This window comes from Corynebacterium jamesii (assembly GCF_046097395.1).
Taxonomy (GTDB): domain Bacteria; phylum Actinomycetota; class Actinomycetes; order Mycobacteriales; family Mycobacteriaceae; genus Corynebacterium.
Genome location: NZ_CP175789.1, coordinates 1,384,805 through 1,404,496, shown reverse-complemented (window position 1 = coordinate 1,404,496; position 19,692 = coordinate 1,384,805). Strand labels below are relative to the sequence as shown.

Sequence of the window (19,692 nt, the reverse complement as noted above, 5' to 3'; positions counted from 1 at the left end):
TTGCACGCAAAAGATTTATCGATTCTTATTTTTTAAGGAAAACGAGTTTGTGGCACGGGGATTATGACGGTGCTTCGGGGTTTTCGGTGGTCGAGGGGGTGTTAGATAAAATTATGTTCAGCCGCGCCGTGTTGACAATGAATGCCGTTTTGGTGGAGCCTGAGACGTGCTTTAAGGCTTAACTAAGCGTCTTTTCGTGAACTTTAGGTTAATTCGGTGTGAACTGAGGATTGAATGCGATGCATTGCCGTGCAGAATTGTCGAACAATTAGCGGCTTGAACGGTTTAAAGTTGGGTCTCGTCACTCAGAGCCTGGGTGTGGCGCGATCCTCACAATCGCTGCTTATCCCCTGGGCGAGGGCACCCCTAAGACCGGATTCAAAACCAAAGTCACCTGGCCGAAAATCTCGCAAGACCCTTTGACCGGCGGCGTGCAGCATCGCAGCATCACCAACGCACCCGCCAGCGCGGACTGGGAACATCCAACCCGCGCCCCTTCGACCAGTGGCGTGCAAGAGGAGCACAAAACATGAAGAACCTGTGGAAGAACGGCGCAAGCGCAGCCGCTGCCGCCGTCATCGTTGCAGCAGCCGTCGCATCCCCCGCATCGGCTATCACCAAGGAAGAGCACTACCCGGAGACCCCGAAGCTCAACCCGACCCTGCCGATCGTCAACACCACCCACGGTAGCGATCACATCAAGGCAAACATCCTGAACCCGCACCCGGTGTGCAACTCCGGTGAGGACTACCGCACCGTTGTCTACAAGGTAGACGACAAGTTCACCCCGGCGGGCACCATCTCTGCCACCAACCAGTCCAAGAACACCATCCCGCTGACCCAGGAGCTGTCTAAGACTCAGACCATCTCCATCAGCATCAAGGGCGACCGCACCGAGACCACCAGCGTGAACCTGGGCGGCGACGTCTCCGGTAAGGGAGCCAAGGGCAGCGTGGGCATCGCCTACGAGCTGGCAAAGTCCATGGGCGCTGAGGCTTCGTACTCCCTGAGCTGGAACGTCGGCCAGACCATCGGCCCGTACGATGTCCCGGCTGGCCAGACCGGCGAGGCTACCTACGGCTTCCGTACCATCAACATGACCGGCACCCAGCAGTTCTGCAAGGCTAACGGCACCTGGTCCACCCCGACCTTCTGGTCCGCACTGACCCCGGTAAAGAACCAGGTCAACATGAAGCTGTACGGCAACCCGGCCGACTCTGCTGTTCCGGCAAAGCCGGAGGACGCAGAGAAGCCCTCCGAGAAGCCAGCTGACGACGCCAACAAGCCAGCTGACGACGCAGCCGCTAACAAGCCAGCCGACGACGCTGCCGCTAACAAGCCAGCCGACTCCGAGGCCGCTGACAAGCCTGCTGACGACGCAGCCGCAGAGGCCTAAATCCCCCCTTCGTTAAAACTCCCGTGGCGTCGGAGCGCTTGAATACCCTCATCTCGCATCAACTCTCGCAACGCTTCGACCCACACCTATACAAAGTTAGGAACCCCCTCACATGAAGAAGAATGCAGCTTCCCTGACCCTCGCTGCCGCTATTGGTGTGACCACCGCCTTCGCAGGCGCTGGCAACGCTTTTGCTGACGATGTTGTAGACGCCGGCTTCAACCACGACGTTGTTGCTGCCGACGCGGCCGCTGCCGACGCGGCCGCTACCGACGAGGCTGAGGCCTCCGAGGAGAACCCGGCCGAGGAGACCCCGGCCGAGAAGCCTGAGGCTGAGACCCCGGCTGAGGAGACCCCGGCCGAGAAGCCTGAGGCTGAGACCCCGGCCGAGAAGTACGACCTGGAGCCGGAGATCCACGTTGCAGCTGGCAAGGCTGCCGGCTTCGCTGGCCTGGTTTCCATCTCCGCGAAGAACGTTGGTTCCGAGATCTACTACCAGGACTTCCCGGCCACTACCTTCCGCATCGACGTCCACACCGAGAAGGGTCCGAAGGGTGTTGACCGCCTGATCACCCCGGGCTGGTTCAATGGTGCTTACACTCGCGACCTGGGCTTCGACAAGGCCAACTCCGTCCGCAGCTTCGAGGTCACCCTGTCCAACCCAGTAAACCCGGGCGACTCTCAGCTGCTGGCGAACCTGAACTTCGGCGACGGGAAGACCAAGCTGGGCCGCCTGGTGAACTACATCACCGTCACCCAGACCGGTCGTCTGGAAGAGGACAAGTCCACCGCTAATGACCAGAACGTTGACTCCCGCGAAGTCACCACCACCGACGTGATGCACAAGCCGACCAAGGGCCTGTTCTAGTCTGATCTCTGAACGGATCTCTGATCTGAACGGCTAACTCCGTCTAAAGGCACTAAGGCTCCCCGCTTCGGCGGGGAGCCTTTCTTGCGCCTAAATCTTCTTGCGCTCAAACTTTTGGGAGCGACCTTCTCGCCCTGCTTGGCGAAAGGACAGTCCTTATCCTTGGCCAGGGTGTAGGGCAACCCAAATTGCATAGAGCGCCAACCCCGGAATCATAATGGGGAAAGCCAGGAGCATCGGCACTCCATTAAGGGATCCCGCGATGGGGTTAGCAGATTTCGGTGTACTGCCTGGTTGGGAAAGCGAGGATTGCGGAGCTGGTGCCTGTGCCTGGGCTGGTGCTGCAACGCCAGCGGTAATTGAGGCAGCCGCGATACCTACGGTCAAAGTCTTGCGAATCTTCATGGGGCGTATTCCTTTCTGGAGGATTCGTGCAGGTAAGGCAAAGCGAATACAAGTCAAAACCCAACCCATGGGGAAGCAGGTTTCGTAAGTGAGATCTATCACCAAAGCCCCAGCGTTACCCTTCTAGGTATTCCGCCGAGTCATTCTGTGGGATGGAGCCACCCCGTAGGGCAATTTTGGATGCTTGTTTGAGGGCCAAATGTCGGAAATGTTGCATTTCTTTTTTGTCGACGCCGACTGCTCCACCCCGGCAGCTCTCTGACCTGCTCTTATGTTTAGTTGGAAATAGTTTGCAAGAACGTTTTGCAAGTTTTCCGACATTTGCCCTTCGGCAGCGCAAGTTTTCCGACATTTGCCCTACGGCAGTGCAAGTTTTCCGACATCTTGGAGCCGGGCAGGCCGGGGTGCAGGGGCAGGCCAGAGGCCGAGCCGCACCGGCAAGCGCTAACCCCGGTGCTGGCGGTAGTAAGCGATGAGGTCGTCGGTGGAGGAATCGCCGGCGTCGCTACGCTCGGCGCCAGTAACCGCAGGAAGCAGTGCGTTTGCCTGCTTCTTGCCAAGCTCCACGCCCCACTGGTCAAAGCTATTGATGCCCCAAATTACGCCCTGAACGAAAACAATGTGCTCGTACAGTGCAATCAGCGCACCCAGCGCCTTCGGGGTCAGCTTGTTAGCCAGAATGGTGGTGGTCGGTCGGTTGCCTGGCATCACCTTGTGCGGGATCAGCTCCGGCGCCACGCCCTCCTCTTGCAGCTCCTCGGCGTTCTTGCCGAAGGCCAGCACGCGGGTCTGGGCGAAGAAGTTGGACATCAGCATGTCGTGCATGCTGGTGGAACCATCCGCCGCAACCGCATCGTCGTGCGGGTTTACAAAGCCGATGAAGTCCGCCGGCACCAGGTGCGTGCCCTGGTGCAGCAGCTGGAAGAAGGCGTGCTGGCCGTTGGTGCCCGGCTCGCCCCAGTAGATCTCGCCGGACGGGATTTCCACCGGAGTGCCGTCCAGTTGCACGGACTTGCCGTTGGATTCCATCGTCAGTTGCTGCAGGTAGGCAGGGAAGCGAGCCATGTCTTCGGAGTACGGCAGCACCGCGTGCGACTGTGCACCCAGGAAGTCGGTGTACCACACGCCCAGCATGCCCATCAGTACCGGAATGTTCATTTCCAGCGGCTCGGTGCGGAAGTGGTCGTCTACCTCGTGGAAGCCCTCCAGGAAGCGCATGAAGTCCTGCGGGCCAATGGCTGCCATCAGCGACAAGCCGATGGCGGAATCCACGGAGTAGCGGCCGCCCACCCAGTCCCAGAACTCGAACATGTTCTTCGTGTCGATGCCGAATTCCTGTACCTTCTCTGCGGCGGTGGAAACGGCCACGAAGTGCTTGGCGGTGATGTCGCGGATGGCATCATCCCCCTCGACGTCCACGCCCTCATCGGCGAGGTTGCGCAGCAGCCAGCGGCGCGCAGCGTGGGCGTTGGCCAGGGTCTCCGAGGTGGTGAAGGTCTTGGAGGCGATGACGAACAGCGTGGATTCAGCATCCAGCCCATCCAACGTGCCTGCAACGTCCGCCGGGTCGATGTTGGAGATGAAGTGCGGGGTAATGCCGGCAGTCATGTACGGGCGCAGCGCCTGCGCGGCCATGGCGGGGCCCAGGTCGGAGCCGCCGATGCCGATGTTCACTACGTGCTTGATGGTGTGCCCGGTCACACCCTGCCAGGATCCGGAACGCAGTGCCTTGGCGAAGTCGCGCATGCGCCCCAGCACGGCGTGCACGTCGGCGGCCACGTCCTGCGTCTCGTCTGAGCCAGAACCGTTCGGGATGCTAAATTCCCGCTCCACCGGAATGCGCAACGCGGTGTGCAGCACCGCGCGATCTTCGGTGGTGTTGATGCGCTCGCCGTCAAACATCGCGGCGCGGTAGTCCTCTAGGCCGCGTGCGCGAGCCAGGTCCAGCAGCAGGCGCAGGCCGCGCTCATCGATGAGGTTCTTCGACAGGTCTACGTGTAGTGGGCCTACGTTGTAGGTCATGTCGCTAGAGCGCCCCGGCTGTTCGCTAAAAAGCTTCCGCAGTTGGGTACCGCGCGTCGCGTCGGCGTATTCGGTGAGCTTCTTCCATTCCCGCGTCTGATGTGCGGTTTCGCGTTGTTGTGGCATAGGCACAGCCGGGCTCCTTTCGTCGCTGCAAATCTCACTTTCCAAGGTAGTGGAAAAGGATCAGGCGCGTTGTTGTCCGTGGGATTGTCGGTGAAAGGCGCGTATATGTGGGTGTATGACTTCACTTGACATTCCTTCTGAATTCAGCACTACTCTTCAGGCCGCGGGTCTTTCTTTCGAGGTGCCCACTGGGTTGTTCTTGGGTGGTACCTGGCGCGCTGGGTCTGCCGGTGAAACTGTTTCTGTTATAGACGCCGCCACGGGGAAACCGTTCGTAGATGTCGCTGCGGCGACAGAGGATGATGCGCGGGAGGCCATGGATAGGGCCGTGGAAGTGCAGGCGGACTGGGGCGAATCTACTCCGCGGGAGCGTTCCGAGATTCTCCGTCGCCTGTTTGATCTGGTGCACGAGCATGCTGACCAGCTGGCGGCTTTGCAGTCGCTGGAGCTAGGGCGTGCACTACCGGATTCCGCTGGTGAGGTGACCTATGCGGCCGAGTACCTGCGGTGGTTTAGCGAGCGGGCGGCGGCGATCACTGGCGAATACCGGGTCGCTCCGGCCGGCAATGGCCGCATCGTAACCACGCATCGTCCGGTGGGGCCGGTGTTAGCGATCACGCCGTGGAACTTCCCGCTGGCGATGGTTACCCGCAAGTTGGCTCCGGCGCTAGCAGCGGGCTGCACCGTGATTGCTAAGCCGGCGCAGCTGACTCCGCTGACGATGCTCTACTTCGCGGAACTGGGGCGCATCGCGGGCATCCCCGACGGGGTGTTCCAGGTGCTGCCGACATCCTCGGCTCGCCGCGTATCCGCGCTGCTGGACGATGACCGCCTGCGTAAGCTGACGTTCACGGGTTCCACGGAGGTGGGGCAGGCCCTGGCGGCCACTGCGGCGGAGAAAACGATCCGCACCTCCCTGGAGCTGGGCGGCAATGCGCCTTTCGTGGTGTTGGAGCACGCGAATGTAGATAAGGCGGTGGAGCAGGCCATAGCCGCGAAGATGCGTGGCGCTGGCCAGGTGTGCGTGGCAGCTAACCGCTTCATCGTCCACGAATCCTTGGCTGAAAAGTTCGAGGCCGGGCTGGTGAAGAAGATGGGGGAGTTCATCATGGGGCCGGGTACCGAGTCGGCGACGACGATGGGGCCGATGGTTAGCCAGGAGCAGCGCGACGGAGTGCGCGACATGGTGGCCAAGGCCGTGGAGGAGGGCGCGCATGTGGCTCTCGGCGGCAACGCGGCACTAGAGAAGCTGGGGGAGACTCACCCTGACCTGGATCCGAATGGTTTTTGGTATCCCGCCACGGTGTTGACGGGTGTGACGCACCAGTTTGAGATCGCTAACCAGGAGATCTTCGGCCCCGTCGCGGCCGTGCAACGGGTATCTAGCGATGAGGAAGCGCTGAAGATCGCTAACGATACTGTCTTCGGCCTGGCTGGTTATGTGATGGGTGAGGATATGAAGAAGACCCTGCGCTTTGCCGAGCGCATGGAGGCCGGCATGATTGGCGTGAACCGTGGTGCGCTTTCTGATGCCGCAGCACCATTCGGTGGCGTGAAGCAGTCTGGCCTGGGGCGCGAGGGTGGCTTCGAGGGTATCGAGGAGTACCTCGACACTGTCTACTTGGCGCTCGACGTGTAGCTCTGCGTCGAGCCGGGAGGCCAGCGCCCGGCCGGTACTAGGCGAGTGCTAGGCCAGCGCCAGGCCGGTTATTAGGCCAGCGCCAGGCGGGCGCCAGGCCGGTTACTAGGTCAGCGCCAAGCCAGCGCTAGGCCAGTGCGCGGAGGGTGGCCTCGTGCAGCAGGCCGTTGGTGGCGACAGCGGAGCCGCCGTGCGGGCCGTCCTCGCCGTCCAGGGAGGTGAAGCGCCCGCCGGCTTCCGTGATGATCGGCACCAGTGCGGCCAGGTCCCACGGGCTCACCTCTGGCTCTGCGGCAATGTCCACCGCTCCCTCGGCGACCAGCATGTAGGACCAGAAATCACCGTATCCACGCAGGCGCCATGCGGAATCCGTCAGGCTAATCAGCTGCTCGCGCTTGCCGCAGTCGGCCCAGCCGGATAGCGAGGAGATCGCGATCGAGGAGTCCGCTACCTTCCCGACCTTCGACACTCCCAGGCGTCGCGCACCCGCCGACGGTACTCCGCCGTCCAGATCGCCCGCCGTCGCGGTGCCCGCTGGGGTGTTAAACAGTCGCCATGCTCCGGCTCCCTCGGCAGCCCACCAGCGGCGGCCCAGCGCGGGTGCGGAAACAACCCCCACCACCGGTTTACCGTCCACTAGCAGGCTGATCAGAGTAGCCCATACCGGCACGCCACGCACGAAGTTCTTGGTGCCGTCGATGGGGTCGATAACCCACTGGCGACCAGCGAAGCTCACGTCGCCGCCGAATTCCTCGCCCAGCAGGGCATCCTCCGGGTGGTGCGCGGCGATGATTTCTCGCAGTTCCTTCTCTACGGCGGTGTCCGCGTCGCTCACCGGTGTGAGGTCCGGCTTCGACTCAACACGCAAGTCGTTCGACTCGAAGCGTGCCATGGTGATCGCATCGGCCGCGTCGGCCAGCGACAGCGCCAGGTTCAGGTCATCTGCATAGGTGGAAACCGAGTCCGTCATGGCACACATGATAACCCGGTGGCGCGGGTAAAGCTATGGGGAATATGTGACTAGTGTGGCTAGTGGGGGAGGGGGGATGAAAGGTTACGCCTCGCGTAACGCCACCGCAGCCTGCTCCACCGCATCTGGCGCACCTGCAATGAACCAGGTGGTGCCGTCTTTTTCTTCCTTCTTAGTGACGCCCCCAGCGCCCTCCACCAAAGCGCGCCCAGGCAGCCAATCCCAGCTGGCCACGCTGTGCTGCATCCAACAGCCGAGCTCGCCGCCGGCCACGCAGGCCAGGTCGATGGACGCAGACCCCAACATGCGCACCGTGGCGAACTGCGTGGCCACGGCAGACCAGCTGTTTAGCCGGGTGGTGTCTGCAATATCCGTGGGGTGCAGGTAGCCACCCAGGCAGGTCTGTTCCGCAGCTGTGTTGGGGAGGTCGATACGGGTGGCGTCACGAGTAGTAGGAATATCCGGGCCACCAAACCACGTGTAACCCATAGCTGGACGGTGAACGGCGCCGAAGAGCAGGGCATTCGGGTCGTCGGGGGAGCCCTCGACCAGAGCCAGAGCGGAGCACCAGTAATCCGAACCGGTAGTGAAGTTGTAGGTGCCATCGACCGGGTCAATCACCCACGTGCGACCGGACTTCGACTCTACGCGCGTGCCTTCCTCGCCGAGCAGACCGTCCTCAGGGCGAATGGCGCGCAGGGCATCGGCGACGAACTTCTCGGCCGCGCGATCGGCGGCGGTAACCACGTCGCTAACGGACGTTTTCTGCTCTGTTTGCACGCCTGTCTGGCGCATGCGCCACGCCAGGCGACCGGCGTTGTACACCAGCGCCTGGGCCAGGTGGTGGTCGGAATCATCGACATGCGCCACAATAAACGTCTTGATGATCGCGTTCAGCATCTCTTCCGGAATCGGGGAGCCGGACGCATCGGCGGCGCCGGAAGCGTTGGGAGTATCAGTACCGTTAGTAGCCATGCATTCCATTGTGCATGGCGCGGGGTAGACTTGCGCATTATGCAACCGGAAGTTTCTGCAGACCTAAGCGACCTGGACGGCACCCTGACCACCATCGAGAAGGTGCTGGACCTCAACGAGCTGGGCGACCGCGCCCGCGAGCTGGAGGATCAGTCTGCCGACCCATCGCTGTGGGACGATCCGGACCATGCCCAGCAAGTGACCTCTGAACTGTCGCGTGTGCAGGCGAAGCTGAAGAAGGTCACCGGCCTGCGCCAGCGCCTCGACGACCTGCCGGTGCTCTACGATATGGCAGACGAGGAAGCGGGTGACGACCCGGACGCGGCGAAGGAAGCCGTGCAGTTGGCTGATGCGGAACGCGAAGAGCTGCGCCAGGAGATCGAATCGCTCGAGGTTACAACCATGCTGTCGGGGGAGTACGACGAGCGCGAGGCCGTGGTGAACATCCGCAGCGCCGCCGGTGGCGTGGATGCTGCTGACTGGGCGGAGATGCTGCTGCGAATGTACACCCGCTGGGCCGAGAAGGCCGGGCACAAGGTGGAGGTCTACGACATCTCCTACGCCGAAGAAGCGGGTATTAAATCTGCAACAATCGTGATTCACGGCGAGTACATGTACGGCACCCTGTCCGTGGAGCAGGGCACCCACCGCCTGGTGCGTATTTCCCCCTTCGACAACCAGGGCCGCCGCCAGACCTCCTTCGCAGAGGTTGAGGTTCTGCCCGTGGTGGAGCAAACCGACCACATCGATATTGACGAAAACGACGTGCGCGTGGACGTCTACCGATCCTCCGGGCCTGGCGGGCAGTCGGTGAATACCACCGATTCGGCGGTACGCCTGACCCACGAACCCACTGGCATCGTAGTGACCTGCCAAAATGAGAAGTCGCAGATTCAGAACAAGGCTTCCGCCATGCGGGTGCTGCAGGCGAAGCTGCTGGAGCGTAAGCGTCAAGAAGAACAGGCCGAAATGGACGCGCTGAAGGGCGACGGCTCGAACTCCTGGGGTAACCAGATGCGCAACTACGTGCTGCATCCGTACCAGATGGTGAAGGACCTGCGTACGAACGTCGAGGTCAACGACCCCAGCAAGGTGCTGGATGGAGACCTCGACGGATTCCTGGAGGCCGGCATCCGCTGGCGCATGGCGCAGCAACAGGAGGCTCAGGCCTAGCGCTGCGCCTTACGGGGTGAGGGTCGGCCGTAGCGGCTTTGGCCGCCACCGACCCCCTACGGAACTCTTACGGGGTGAGCCCGTGGATATAGCCGAAGCGGTGCTCCGTGGTGGAGATTGCCTGCTCTAGCAGCAGCGGCAGCAGCTCTCGGCGGCCATCCGGCAGCACGTCCTGGTCCAGAATCACAGAACCGGACCGTGCGGCGGCCTCGTAGAACTCCTCCGGGCTGTTGCCCAGAGCGCGGACGCGCACAGACTGAGCGATCTCTACTTCCTCGGCGAAATCGCGGTCGGAGGAGGTACGCATCTGCTCGCCCAACTCGCCCCACTCGCGGGCGACCTCCGGGTTGGCAGAGATATCCAGCTCCGTGCCCGTGGCGGCGGAGGCTAGCTTCAGGCGCAGTAGGTCGCGCGGGTTAGCCCCTTCGGACACGCGCACGCGCAGCGGCTCGAGCAGCGGCTTGTATCGGAACACATTGGATTCCACCACCAGAGCCGTCTTATCGTGCTCCACGCCGAACTCGGTAGACATAGCGTAGGCGTCCGACTCTGCGGCGCGACGCAGCCACACGTGATCGTCCTTAGTCAGGGCGGGGGAGCCCAGGCCACGGATTTCGCGCAGCAGTTGCGTGATGTGGGTCGGCAAGGTGCCGGCGGCCAGTTCGCTGAGGTCGCCCTCGGTCCACACGCCCTGCTGGGCGACGTAGTTCGGGCCACCGGCCTTCGCACCGCTGCCCAGGGAAGAGTTCTTCCAGCCGCCGAAGGACTGGCGCTGCACGATTGCGCCGGTGATGCCGCGTTCTACGTAAGCATTACCGACCTCCACGCGCTCCCGCCAGTAGGCGGTTTCTTCCACGTCGATGGTGTGGATGCCGCCGGTCAGGCCAAAGCCGGTGGAGTTCTGCCACTCGATGGCCTCGTCCAAGGTCTCGGCGTGCATGATGCCCGCCACCGGGCCGAAGCACTCGTGGGTGTGGAACCAGCTACCCGGCTTCACGTTATCGCGCAGCCCCGGGGACCACAGTGTGCCCTCGTCGTTTAGCTTCTGGGGCTTGACCAGCCACTTTTCTCCCTTTTCCAGTTCGGTCAGACCCCGCAGAAGCTTGTCGCCCGGTGCCTCGATCACGCCGTTCATGAAGGTGGAGATGTCCGAGCCTGGACCGACCTTGATGGAGCGAACGGCATCGACCAGCTGGTTGATGAAGCGCTTGGATTTGCCAATCGAGCCGACGGTGATGATCAGCGACGCGGCGGAGCACTTCTGCCCCGCGTGGCCGTAGGCAGACTTGAAGATGTCCGCCACTGCCAGGTCCGGGTCGGCCGCCGGGGTGACGATGATCGCGTTCTTACCGGAGGTCTCCGCGTTGATGACCATGCGCGGCTTCCACCCACGGAATAGCTTCGCGGTCTCGGAAGCGCCGGTGAGGATCACAGACTCCACATCCGGATGGCTGACAAGACGCTTGCCCGCCTCTGCCTCGTCGGCGTTGATCAGCTGCGCCAGATCCTCGCCAATGCCGGCCTCGCGCAAGACGTCCATGAATACCTCGGCGATGCGCAGCACCTGCGGGGCCGGCTTGATGATCGCGCAGGAACCGGCAGCCAGCGCGGCGAAAATGCCGCCCAGCGGGATGGCGATCGGGAAGTTCCACGGCGGGGTGATCACCACGGACTTGTACGGGGCAAACACGGAGCCACGCACATGGTCCAACTGGCGGGCGCTCTCCGCGTAGTAGCGGGCGAAGTCGATAGCCTCAGAGACCTCAGGGTCGGTCTCCGCGACGGTCTTGCCAGCCTCGAACACTGCCGCCGAGATCAGCTTCGAGCGGTTGTTAGCCAGCGCGTCTGCCGCGCGGTCCAGCAGCTCCGCACGCTCCGCACCGGTCTTCTGCGACCAGGTTTGGGAGGCCTCGCGGCAGCGGGCCACGGCGGCGTCGATAACCGCAGGATCAGTAACCTGCGCGGTGCGGGCAGGGCCAGGATCGTTCGCAGGATCGACGATCTGCAGCGCCCACTCGCGGTTGGCGGCCAGCGTCGGGTCGGTATCGGGCTCGTTGACGAAGTTGCCGGGCAGCCCCTCGGACTGGCAGCCCTGCTGCTGAGCTTCTTCCTCTAGGCGGTTTTGGGTGCGACGCGCCCCGGCGAAGGTCTCCCAGCGGTCGCGCACAGAGTTGCGGAAGCGCAGCTCCTGGCCCTGCATCGGAGTCATGCCGGTGACGTCGGTTTCGTCGTCCTCCGGGGTAAACAGCGCGTAGAGGAAGTTCTGTTTCGCACCGTTTTCCTCCAGCCGGCGCACCAGGTAGCTGATGGCTACGTCGAAGTCTTCCTTCTTCACCACCGGGGTGTACAGAATCATGTTGCCGGTGACGTCACGCACGGCCTCGGACTGGGCAGGGGACATGCCCTGCAGCATCTCCACATCCAGCTGGTGCTCGACGTTGCGGGCAACGGACAGCTCGTGGGCCAGTGCCAGGTGGTACAGGTTGTGCGAGGCCACGCCGATGCGCAGGTTATCCGCGTGCTCGGGTTGCAGTACCCAGTCCAGCAGGCGGATGTAGTTGGCATCCACCTCTGCCTTGGTCAGGTAGGGGGCCTGCGGCCAGTCGTGGATCTCGGAATCCACGCGCTCCATGGAAAGGTTCGCGCCCTTCACTAGGCGCACCTTGATTTTTGCCCCGCCTTTCGCGCGACGCTGCGCGGCGAACTCCGCCAGCTGCTGCAATGCCTCGAAGGTATCGGGCAGGTAGGCCTGCAGTACGATGCCGGCCTCGAGGTTGCGAAACTCCTCTTCGTCTAGCAGTTCAGTGAACAGCTTGAGGGTGAGGTGGAGGTCCTTATATTCCTCCATGTCCAGGTTGATGAAGGGGTGCGGGTCGCGCTTCATAGCCTGGCGGTACAGCGGGCGCAGGCGATCCTTCAGGCGCTCGGCTGAGCCTTCCAAGTCCCAGTGGTTGAGCTGGCTGACTACGGAGGATGCCTTGACGGAGACGTAATCCACCCGGGGGTTCTTCAGCAGATCGATGGTGTTATCCAAACGGCGCTGTGCTTCTGCTTCCCCCAGCACGGCCTCGCCCAGCAGATTCAGGTTCAGCTGAAAGCCCTTCTCGCGGTAGTCGTCTAGCATCTGATCCAGCGCCTTGGATTCTGCATCCAGCACTAGGTGGCCGACGGTAGCCCGCAGGTAGGAGCGCGCGATGGGCATAACGATGTTCGGCAGCAGCGGGGCGGCGATGGAGCCGGCGGTAACCAGGATGGAATCGACCAGGCTCATGAAGCCCGGCACTGGCGCGGTGCGCTTGAAGGGGTTGGCGATCTTGGCGAACTCCTTGGCCGAGACCTGGTTGTCCTCGGGGCGAGCGACGCGGTCCACAAAGGCGAAGGTGAACTCCACGCCGTCGGGATCGTGCACCATGTCCGCCAGCTGCTTCGTGGAGGCGGAGGTCTCTTCGACCTCGAGCCACTGTTCGGCACGGTGAATGGCCTTGGTGACCACCGCTTCGACATCGGAGCTATTGGGTAAAGGAGTATTAGCCTGGCTGTTCAACGCCGACCTCAATTCTTAGATCGTTGGCCAGGGCACAATGTGGAGCCCGGCCAAGCGGTGTGCAGGGTACGTTTTCCACCCTAACGATTGGGGCCTGGCTGGGCTACCACGGGGTTGGCCGCAGCGCTGCACTGAACCAACGCTGCACTGAACCAACGCTGCACTGAACCAACGCTGGGGCTAGGGCGCTACGGCGCCGGGTAGTCCATTGGGGTGCCAGGGCCCAGTGGCAGGCCGATCATCCACCAGAGTGCGAAGAACAGGAACCAGCCGACGATCATGGCGATGGAGTACGGTAGCGCCAGCGACATCAGCGTGCCGATGCCCGCCTTCTTGTAGTAACGCTGCAGGAAGGTCAGGGCCAGGGCGAAGTACGGGCTCATCGGGGTGATGATGTTCGAGGGAGAGTCGCCGATACGGAACAGCATCTGGGTGACCTCGGGGGAGAACCCGACGTACATAAACATCGGCACCACGATCGGGGCCATCAGCGCCCACTGGGCGGAACCGGACGTGATAAAGAGGTTCACCAGGGCCACCAGCACCACGAACGCAGCAAAGAGCACCAGCGGCGGTAGGTCTGCCTTCTGCAGCAGTTCCGCGCCCTTAATGGCGGTCCATGCACCCAGGTTGGATGCCTTGAACCAAGCCAGGAACTGGGAGACGGCGAAGAACAGCACCATCATCGGCAGGAGGGTCTTCATGCCGCGTGCCATGAAGTCCGGTACATCGCTGGCCTTCGTGATGGACTTAATGCCCAGGCCGTAAACCAGGCCGAGGATCAGGAAGGCAGCGCCGATGGGTACGGCTACTGCGGTGATCAGAGGGCTGGACATCACTTCGCCGTTTTCGCCTTGAAGCGGCGATCCCGGAACGAACAGCAGTGCAAAGTAGATGGCCGTCATGACTACGGCGACGATAGCGGTAGTCCCCAGTGCGCGTGCTTCGTCGTGCTCGAGCTTCAATGCGGCCGTGATCTTCTCCTGCGGTACGTCTCCAGCGAGCGCGTCGTCGCCGTCGCGGCCAGTATTGAAGGTGACCTCCGAGTAGTTGATCTCGTCGTGGTCCACCAGCTCCTGGGTACGCTTGTTCATGTACAGCTCCGTCAGGGCCGTGATAATCAGCGCCAGCACAATCGCGCTCACTGCGACGAAGAAGTAGTTGGCTAGCGGTGAGACGAAGTATTCACCGTCGACAATGTGGGCCGCCGAGGTAGAGATGCCACCCAACAGCACGTCGGTGATGTTCAGGATCAGCGAGGAGTTAAACCCGGCCGAGGATGCGGCAAAGGCGACCATCGCGCCAACGATCGGGGAGCGCCCCACTGCGCGGAAGGACACTGCGCCGAGCGGAATGAGGATCACGTACACCGCGTCCGAGGCTACGGAGCCCGTCACACCCGCCAGGGCCACTACAAAGGTCAGAAGTTTCGGCCCGACCCTAGAGACGGTTGCGCGCACCACCGCGCTGATGAGGCCAGAATGCTCGGCCACGGCCACGCCCAGCATGACCGTAATAATTAGGCCCAGCGGTGGGAAGGTGACGTAGTTGTCCACCACGCCGGAAAGGATCTCCTTGAGCCCCTCGGAGCTCAGCAGGTTGACGATTTCCACCGGCTCGCCGTTTTCCGGGTTCGTGGCGCTAAGCCCCAACTTGTTGAAGATGAAGCTGGAGATGAGTACCAGCACGCCGAGGATGACGAATAGCCAGAATGGGTCGGGGAGTTTGTTGCCGACCTTCTCGATAAACCCGAGGAAGCCTCCGGGCTGGTTGGCTTTGTTGTCCTGTGCGGCCTGGTCAGGCTCGTTGGCCTTCTTTGCGGTGTTGGTATCGCTCATGGGCTCTTTCTATCCTCTGGAATCTGTGGGGCGAATCGTTGAGGAGGGTAGGGGGTAAGCGCCCTTTTTATTTATGGACGCCCACTTTTCAACCGGGTTGGGTTGCGACTTTACATCCCGGGGCGTGCTCTGACAGAAAAAAGTCCCGATTAACGTGGTCGGCGTCACGTCACAAAAGCAACACTAGCCACTCTGGACTATCTTTACCTCATTTGTTTCGCTACACTGTGTGCTCGTGATCACCTTCGAAAACGTAACCAAGAGCTATATGTCGTCCGGGCGCCCCGCCCTGGATAACGTCACCCTGGACATTGAAAAGGGCGAGTTCGTGTTCCTCATCGGCCCATCCGGTTCCGGTAAGTCCACGTTTCTGCAATTGATCCTGCGCGAGGAGAAACTGGATTCCGGCGACCTGCACGTCGCTGGCTACCACGTGAATAAGATCAAGGGGCGCGATGTGCCGAAGCTTCGCCAGCGTATTGGTTACGTCTTCCAGGACTTCCGACTGTTGCCGAAGAAGACAGTCTTCGACAATGTTGCCTTCGCACTCGAGGTTATCGGCAAAAAACGTTCGGAGATCCAGCACTTGGTGCCCGTCGCGCTAAAAACCGTCGGCCTCGATGGAAAGGAAAACCGCTTCCCGCACGAACTGTCGGGTGGTGAACAGCAGCGCGTGGCTATCGCGCGGGCGTCCGTAAATAAACCTTTGGTTTTGCTGGCCGACGAGCCGACAGGCAACCTGGACCCCGATACCTCGTCGGAGATCATGATGTTGCTCAACCGCATCAACCAGAACGGTACGACCGTGGTGATGTCCACCCACGACGACGTGGCAGTGGACTCCATGCGCAAGCGCGTGATCGAGCTGTCGAAGGGCAAGCTTGTGCGCGATGACGAACTCGGAATGTACGGCGTGGGCCGCTAGGGCGGAACTGCAAGGCAACAGTACGGATCAGTAGGGAACAGTAGGGAAACATTAATGAAGACCAACTTTGTGTTCCGCGAGGCGTTTTCGGGCCTGCGCCGCAACATGACGATGACGATCGCGATGATCATCACCACCTCCATCGCGCTGGCGCTGCTGGCCACCGGCTTTCTGCTGAGTGCGATGACGGAGCGGACGAAAGACATCTACTTCGACCGCATCGAGGTGATGGTGCAGCTCGACGATGAGATTTCGAGCTCCGACCCAACGTGTACCTCCCCGGAATGCTCCGACATTAAGCAGCAGCTGGAGGGGGACGAGGCGGTGAAGTCCGTGACCTTCCGTAACAAGGAGCAGTCCTACGAGCGTTTCGTGGAGCTGTTTGGCGAGTCCGACCCGCAGTTGGTGGAGCAGACGGAAAAGGATGCGTTGCCGGCTGCCTTTCACGTGCGCCTGGCCGATCCGGAGAACTCCGCGCCCATCGACGCGCTGCGCGACAACCCGGCGGTGACGAATATCGTGGACCAGGGGGACAATCTGGAGGCCGCGATGCGAAACCTTGATTCCATTCGCAACGCCTCGTTCATCGTCGCCGCAGTCCAGGCCATCGCCGCGATCTTCTTGATTATGAACATGGTGCAGATCACCGCGTACTCGCGCCGCAGCGAGATCAGCATTATGCGCATGGTTGGTGCCTCGCGCTGGTACACCCAGGCGCCGTTCGTGCTGGAGGCCATGATGGCCGCGCTGATCGGTGCGGTACTGGCCGTCGGTGGCATGTTTGCCGCCAAGATTCTGGTGGTCGACCGAGCCTTGAAGGCCGTGTACGACCAACAGCTGGTGGCACGTGTGACCAACAGCGACTTGTGGTTGGCTGCGCCGTTCGTGATTTTGGTCGGCGTGGTTGTCGCGGCGATCACCGCGCAGGTCACCTTGCGCTGGTATGTGAAGAACTAGCGTTGTACTAGCACTGTATTAGCGCTGCACTAGCGATCTTAAGCATTTTCGCTCGAAGGAGCGCCCGGTGGTAGTGTGTGGCTGTCATGGCAGCAAAAAAGAGCACTCCCACCGATTCGGGGAAATCGAAGGGGAAAAAGGGTAAGCCCCAGAAGGGCCAGTTTGTCGTTGCCACCAACCGCAAGGCGCGCCACGATTACCACATCATCGATACCTACGAGTGCGGTGTGGTGCTGGTGGGCACGGAAGTTAAGTCTTTGCGGGAGGGCAAGGCTTCTCTTGTGGACGCCTACGCCACCATTGATGAAGGTGAAGTCTGGCTGCGCGGACTTCACATCCCGGAGTACTCCATGGGGCACTGGACGAATCACAGTCCCCGCCGTACCCGCAAGCTGCTGCTGCACCGCCGGGAAATTGATTCGCTTATGGGCAAGGTTCGCGACGGAAACAACACTTTGGTGCCGTTGCAGCTGTACTTCGTTGCCGGCAAGTTGAAGGTTGAGTTGGCGCTGGCACGCGGTAAGCAGGAATACGACAAGCGCCAGGACATCAAGCGCCGTACGGAAGAGCGAGAAATTACGCGCGATCTGGGCCGGCGAATCAAGGGGATTAAGGGTTAGGCAGTCCACGTGGGCGTGGGGAAGTAAAGGGAGCTCTAACCGTTCTTCTTGAATCGGTGTTGAGCGTTTGTTAGTTTCAGCGCTGTGAAAAATGACGACGTAGAACGCTGGTCTCTTCAACACCCGGAGTTCGGGCTGCTCGAAGTAATTGTTGGGGAACCACCGGCCTTGCGTCGCATCGATCCTGACTTCCCTAAAAGCAAGAAAGAAAAATCTGCGGAAGAATCGGCGGAAAAGGCGACGGATGATGAAGTCGTGGAGGTGGACGAGGCGGCGTCCACAAGCAAAGACAGCGACCAGAGCAGCAATAAACTGGTGCAGAAATTCAGCAAGTTGGAAGAAGACCTAGATAAGGATCTAGAACTGCTGGTGCGCCGTGATGGGGTGACGATCGGACGTTTTAAGAACCTGGCGAACCAGAGACTTGACCTGGGAAAGACCAACTCGACCTTAAAACCCGGGGAATACGGAGGGGAGGTGACGCTTGCGGCGCCGTACCTGGGGTGGACTTCGAATTTTCTAGATATTTGGATGCTCGAGGTAAAGGTCAAGGACGAGGAAGGGGTAGTGCACCTCGATCCGCCAGAGGGGTCGCGGGCAGCGCAGCGTTGGGCAGCGATGGAGGAATCACCGTTCAAACGCTGGTTCTATCCGCTGATTACTGGCCTAGGGAAGGGCGGCTGGGCGCTGGCAGTGATCGTGCTGGGGCCGTTGGTTTCCAAACTGATTTCGTGGCTGTTGAGTTTCCTACCGGACTGGGACATCACTATTCCTTGGCCGGACATTAATCTGCCGTCGATTCCGTGGCCGGATATCAACTTGCCTTCCATTCCGTGGCCGGAGATCAACCTTCCCTCGATTCCCTGGCCGGACTGGCACATGCCCGAATGGATGGAGCCGATTCTGCGCGTGGTGGAATTCATGGCGGACTACAGCAAGGTATGGGTGCCTGTGGTGATAGGCATCGCGGTCGGGCTGATGGCAGTGAAGAACAACAAGAAGTCCAAGGAGCGCAAGGCGAAGTGGGACGAGACTGAGCTCGACTCCGCACAGGACGCTGATGCGGAAAACGAGGCTGAAAAGTAGGGTTCTTGAACTGCCGCGGTGCAGGGGTGTAAGGTTAGATTTCCTGTTGTACAAGCGTTTCCGCAGCAGGAATCATGGGGTCGACTTGGTTTCGACTTTGTGCATTGAGCCAGGGGAAGCGTGCCGGTGAAGGCAGACGACCACCGATTTTAAGCGTCGCTGCGAATTTATAAGCGCCGAGAACACTCAGCGCGACTACGCCCTCGCTGCCTAATTACAGCGACCGCGTGTCTGTCAGCCCGGGGATGTCCCTGACCCGGTAGCTGGCATCGACTAAAGGGACTTGCTGCGCGGCTTTGTTGCTTGGGCCGTGCGGGACACCTTTCGAGTAACTGGGCCCATCATCCAGGCTGGTTCGTGAGCGCTGGAGGGTCGAGCAGAGGTCATGTGCGAACTGCGCACGGAGAAGCCCTGGCGAGGTCGCAAAGGACCCGGGTTCAATTCCCGGCGGCTCCACAGAACGCATTACCCTAGTTCAGAAATGAGCTGGGGTTTTGTTGTGCTCAATTAACAAGCTGGAATTGGAATGCCATCCGCTTTCAGATATTTAGGGAGAAAGCCATAATGTGCTTCCCAAACATGGTGCTGGTTTAGTTTAGTGTGCAGGGGGTTACCAGTTGCGACCCTCCGATCTAAGGCAACCGCGCATCGTTCAGCGGCTAGCTTAGAAGTGAACGCCCCCACTAGTTCTGGGTCAAAATCGTCTGCTCTTCTTTCTTCCTCCTGGGCAGGTCCAGATCGGAAAACCAGAAAGATTACATCGGAAGGAAGTTTTCTGAGTAGGGTCCTATACCAGTCTTTAATGGTTACTTCTTCAATCCAGCAGCTGTACATTTTTGATTCTACATATTCGGCCATTGCGTCTGCTTGTTTTCGATTACGTGCAACACCGACGAAGTCTTCTTGAAGAGTTTCTTTTTGGTGAGAGAAGAGTGCGAGCACGCTCGGGTGTGCAGCTTTAAACATGGGGCCTCCTCAGGCTCTACAGGAGGTGCGAAATGTATCAGTATTAATGACGGCATGATAGGTTACCCCGTTGGCGACTACTGTGCCTACCGTATTGCCGATGAAAGAAGTGTTGACTAGACCTTTACATTGGAATTCAATATTTTTTGTTCTAGTCGCGCTGCGCCTCTGTTTGTCGAACG

14 protein-coding genes and 1 other RNA gene are annotated in these 19,692 nt (G+C 60.8%); 9 read left to right on the top strand and 6 right to left on the bottom strand.

Annotated features, from left to right (window positions below):
• The first annotated feature begins 529 nt into the window (after positions 1 to 529).
• Positions 530 to 1,396 carry a hypothetical protein gene (locus ACKFRT_RS06310; protein WP_408924725.1) on the top strand — a complete coding sequence of 289 codons (867 nt, stop codon included), beginning with the start codon at positions 530 to 532 and terminating at the stop codon, positions 1,394 to 1,396.
• 112 nt (positions 1,397 to 1,508) lie between these two features.
• Entirely contained in the window at positions 1,509 to 2,264 is a 756-nt protein-coding gene (locus tag ACKFRT_RS06305; protein ID WP_408924724.1) for a neuraminidase, read from the top strand.
• A gap of 849 nt (positions 2,265 to 3,113) precedes the next feature.
• Here ACKFRT_RS06305 and pgi read toward each other — a convergent pair.
• Positions 3,114 to 4,817 (bottom strand): glucose-6-phosphate isomerase, encoded by a 1,704-nt coding sequence (pgi, locus tag ACKFRT_RS06300; protein WP_408924723.1) that lies wholly within the window; start codon positions 4,815 to 4,817, stop codon positions 3,114 to 3,116.
• Between the two features lie 115 nt (positions 4,818 to 4,932).
• Between pgi and ACKFRT_RS06295 the strand changes: the two genes are divergently transcribed.
• On the top strand, positions 4,933 to 6,456 hold the full coding sequence (locus ACKFRT_RS06295) for an NAD-dependent succinate-semialdehyde dehydrogenase (protein WP_408924722.1): 1,524 nt from the start codon (positions 4,933 to 4,935) through the stop codon (positions 6,454 to 6,456).
• A 127-nt stretch (positions 6,457 to 6,583) separates the two neighbouring features.
• Here the strand turns inward: ACKFRT_RS06295 and hisN are convergent, their stop codons facing one another.
• Together hisN and ACKFRT_RS06285 are read right to left on the bottom strand one after the other, a co-directional pair.
• Positions 6,584 to 7,426 carry a histidinol-phosphatase gene (gene hisN / locus ACKFRT_RS06290; protein WP_408924721.1) on the bottom strand — a complete coding sequence of 281 codons (843 nt, stop codon included), beginning with the start codon at positions 7,424 to 7,426 and terminating at the stop codon, positions 6,584 to 6,586.
• An 84-nt stretch (positions 7,427 to 7,510) separates the two neighbouring features.
• The gene (locus ACKFRT_RS06285; RefSeq protein ID WP_408926071.1) at positions 7,511 to 8,410 is read right to left on the bottom strand and encodes an inositol monophosphatase family protein; all 900 of its coding nucleotides are present in this window, start codon (positions 8,408 to 8,410) and stop codon (positions 7,511 to 7,513) included.
• Positions 8,411 to 8,440: 30 nt separating this feature from the next.
• Between ACKFRT_RS06285 and prfB the strand changes: the two genes are divergently transcribed.
• Positions 8,441 to 9,574 carry a peptide chain release factor 2 gene (gene prfB, locus ACKFRT_RS06280; protein WP_408924720.1) on the top strand — a complete coding sequence of 378 codons (1,134 nt, stop codon included), beginning with the start codon at positions 8,441 to 8,443 and terminating at the stop codon, positions 9,572 to 9,574.
• Between the two features lie 67 nt (positions 9,575 to 9,641).
• On the opposite strand, the gene ACKFRT_RS06275 is transcribed toward prfB, so the two are convergent.
• Positions 9,642 to 13,118 carry a bifunctional proline dehydrogenase/L-glutamate gamma-semialdehyde dehydrogenase gene (locus tag ACKFRT_RS06275; protein WP_408924719.1) on the bottom strand — a complete coding sequence of 1,159 codons (3,477 nt, stop codon included), beginning with the start codon at positions 13,116 to 13,118 and terminating at the stop codon, positions 9,642 to 9,644.
• A gap of 188 nt (positions 13,119 to 13,306) precedes the next feature.
• Positions 13,307 to 14,956 carry an AbgT family transporter gene (locus ACKFRT_RS06270; RefSeq protein WP_408924718.1) on the bottom strand — a complete coding sequence of 550 codons (1,650 nt, stop codon included), beginning with the start codon at positions 14,954 to 14,956 and terminating at the stop codon, positions 13,307 to 13,309.
• 235 nt (positions 14,957 to 15,191) lie between these two features.
• Between ACKFRT_RS06270 and ftsE the strand changes: the two genes are divergently transcribed.
• From ftsE to ssrA, 5 genes are all read left to right on the top strand, one after another.
• Entirely contained in the window at positions 15,192 to 15,881 is a 690-nt protein-coding gene (gene ftsE, locus ACKFRT_RS06265) for a cell division ATP-binding protein FtsE (protein ID WP_408924717.1), read from the top strand.
• A gap of 54 nt (positions 15,882 to 15,935) precedes the next feature.
• Positions 15,936 to 16,838 (top strand): permease-like cell division protein FtsX, encoded by a 903-nt coding sequence (ftsX, locus tag ACKFRT_RS06260; protein ID WP_408924716.1) that lies wholly within the window; start codon positions 15,936 to 15,938, stop codon positions 16,836 to 16,838.
• A gap of 86 nt (positions 16,839 to 16,924) precedes the next feature.
• Complete coding sequence (gene smpB, locus ACKFRT_RS06255) at positions 16,925 to 17,458, top strand: SsrA-binding protein SmpB (RefSeq protein WP_408924715.1); 534 nt, start codon at positions 16,925 to 16,927, stop codon at positions 17,456 to 17,458.
• An 84-nt stretch (positions 17,459 to 17,542) separates the two neighbouring features.
• Positions 17,543 to 18,544, top strand: coding sequence for a hypothetical protein (locus ACKFRT_RS06250; protein ID WP_408924714.1), 1,002 nt, complete (start codon positions 17,543 to 17,545; stop codon positions 18,542 to 18,544).
• Positions 18,545 to 18,620: 76 nt separating this feature from the next.
• Positions 18,621 to 19,003, top strand: a transfer-messenger RNA (tmRNA) gene (gene ssrA / locus ACKFRT_RS06245).
• Between the two features lie 48 nt (positions 19,004 to 19,051).
• On the opposite strand, the gene ACKFRT_RS06240 is transcribed toward ssrA, so the two are convergent.
• Entirely contained in the window at positions 19,052 to 19,510 is a 459-nt protein-coding gene (locus tag ACKFRT_RS06240) for a hypothetical protein (protein WP_408924713.1), read from the bottom strand.
• Positions 19,511 to 19,692 lie beyond the last annotated feature (182 nt).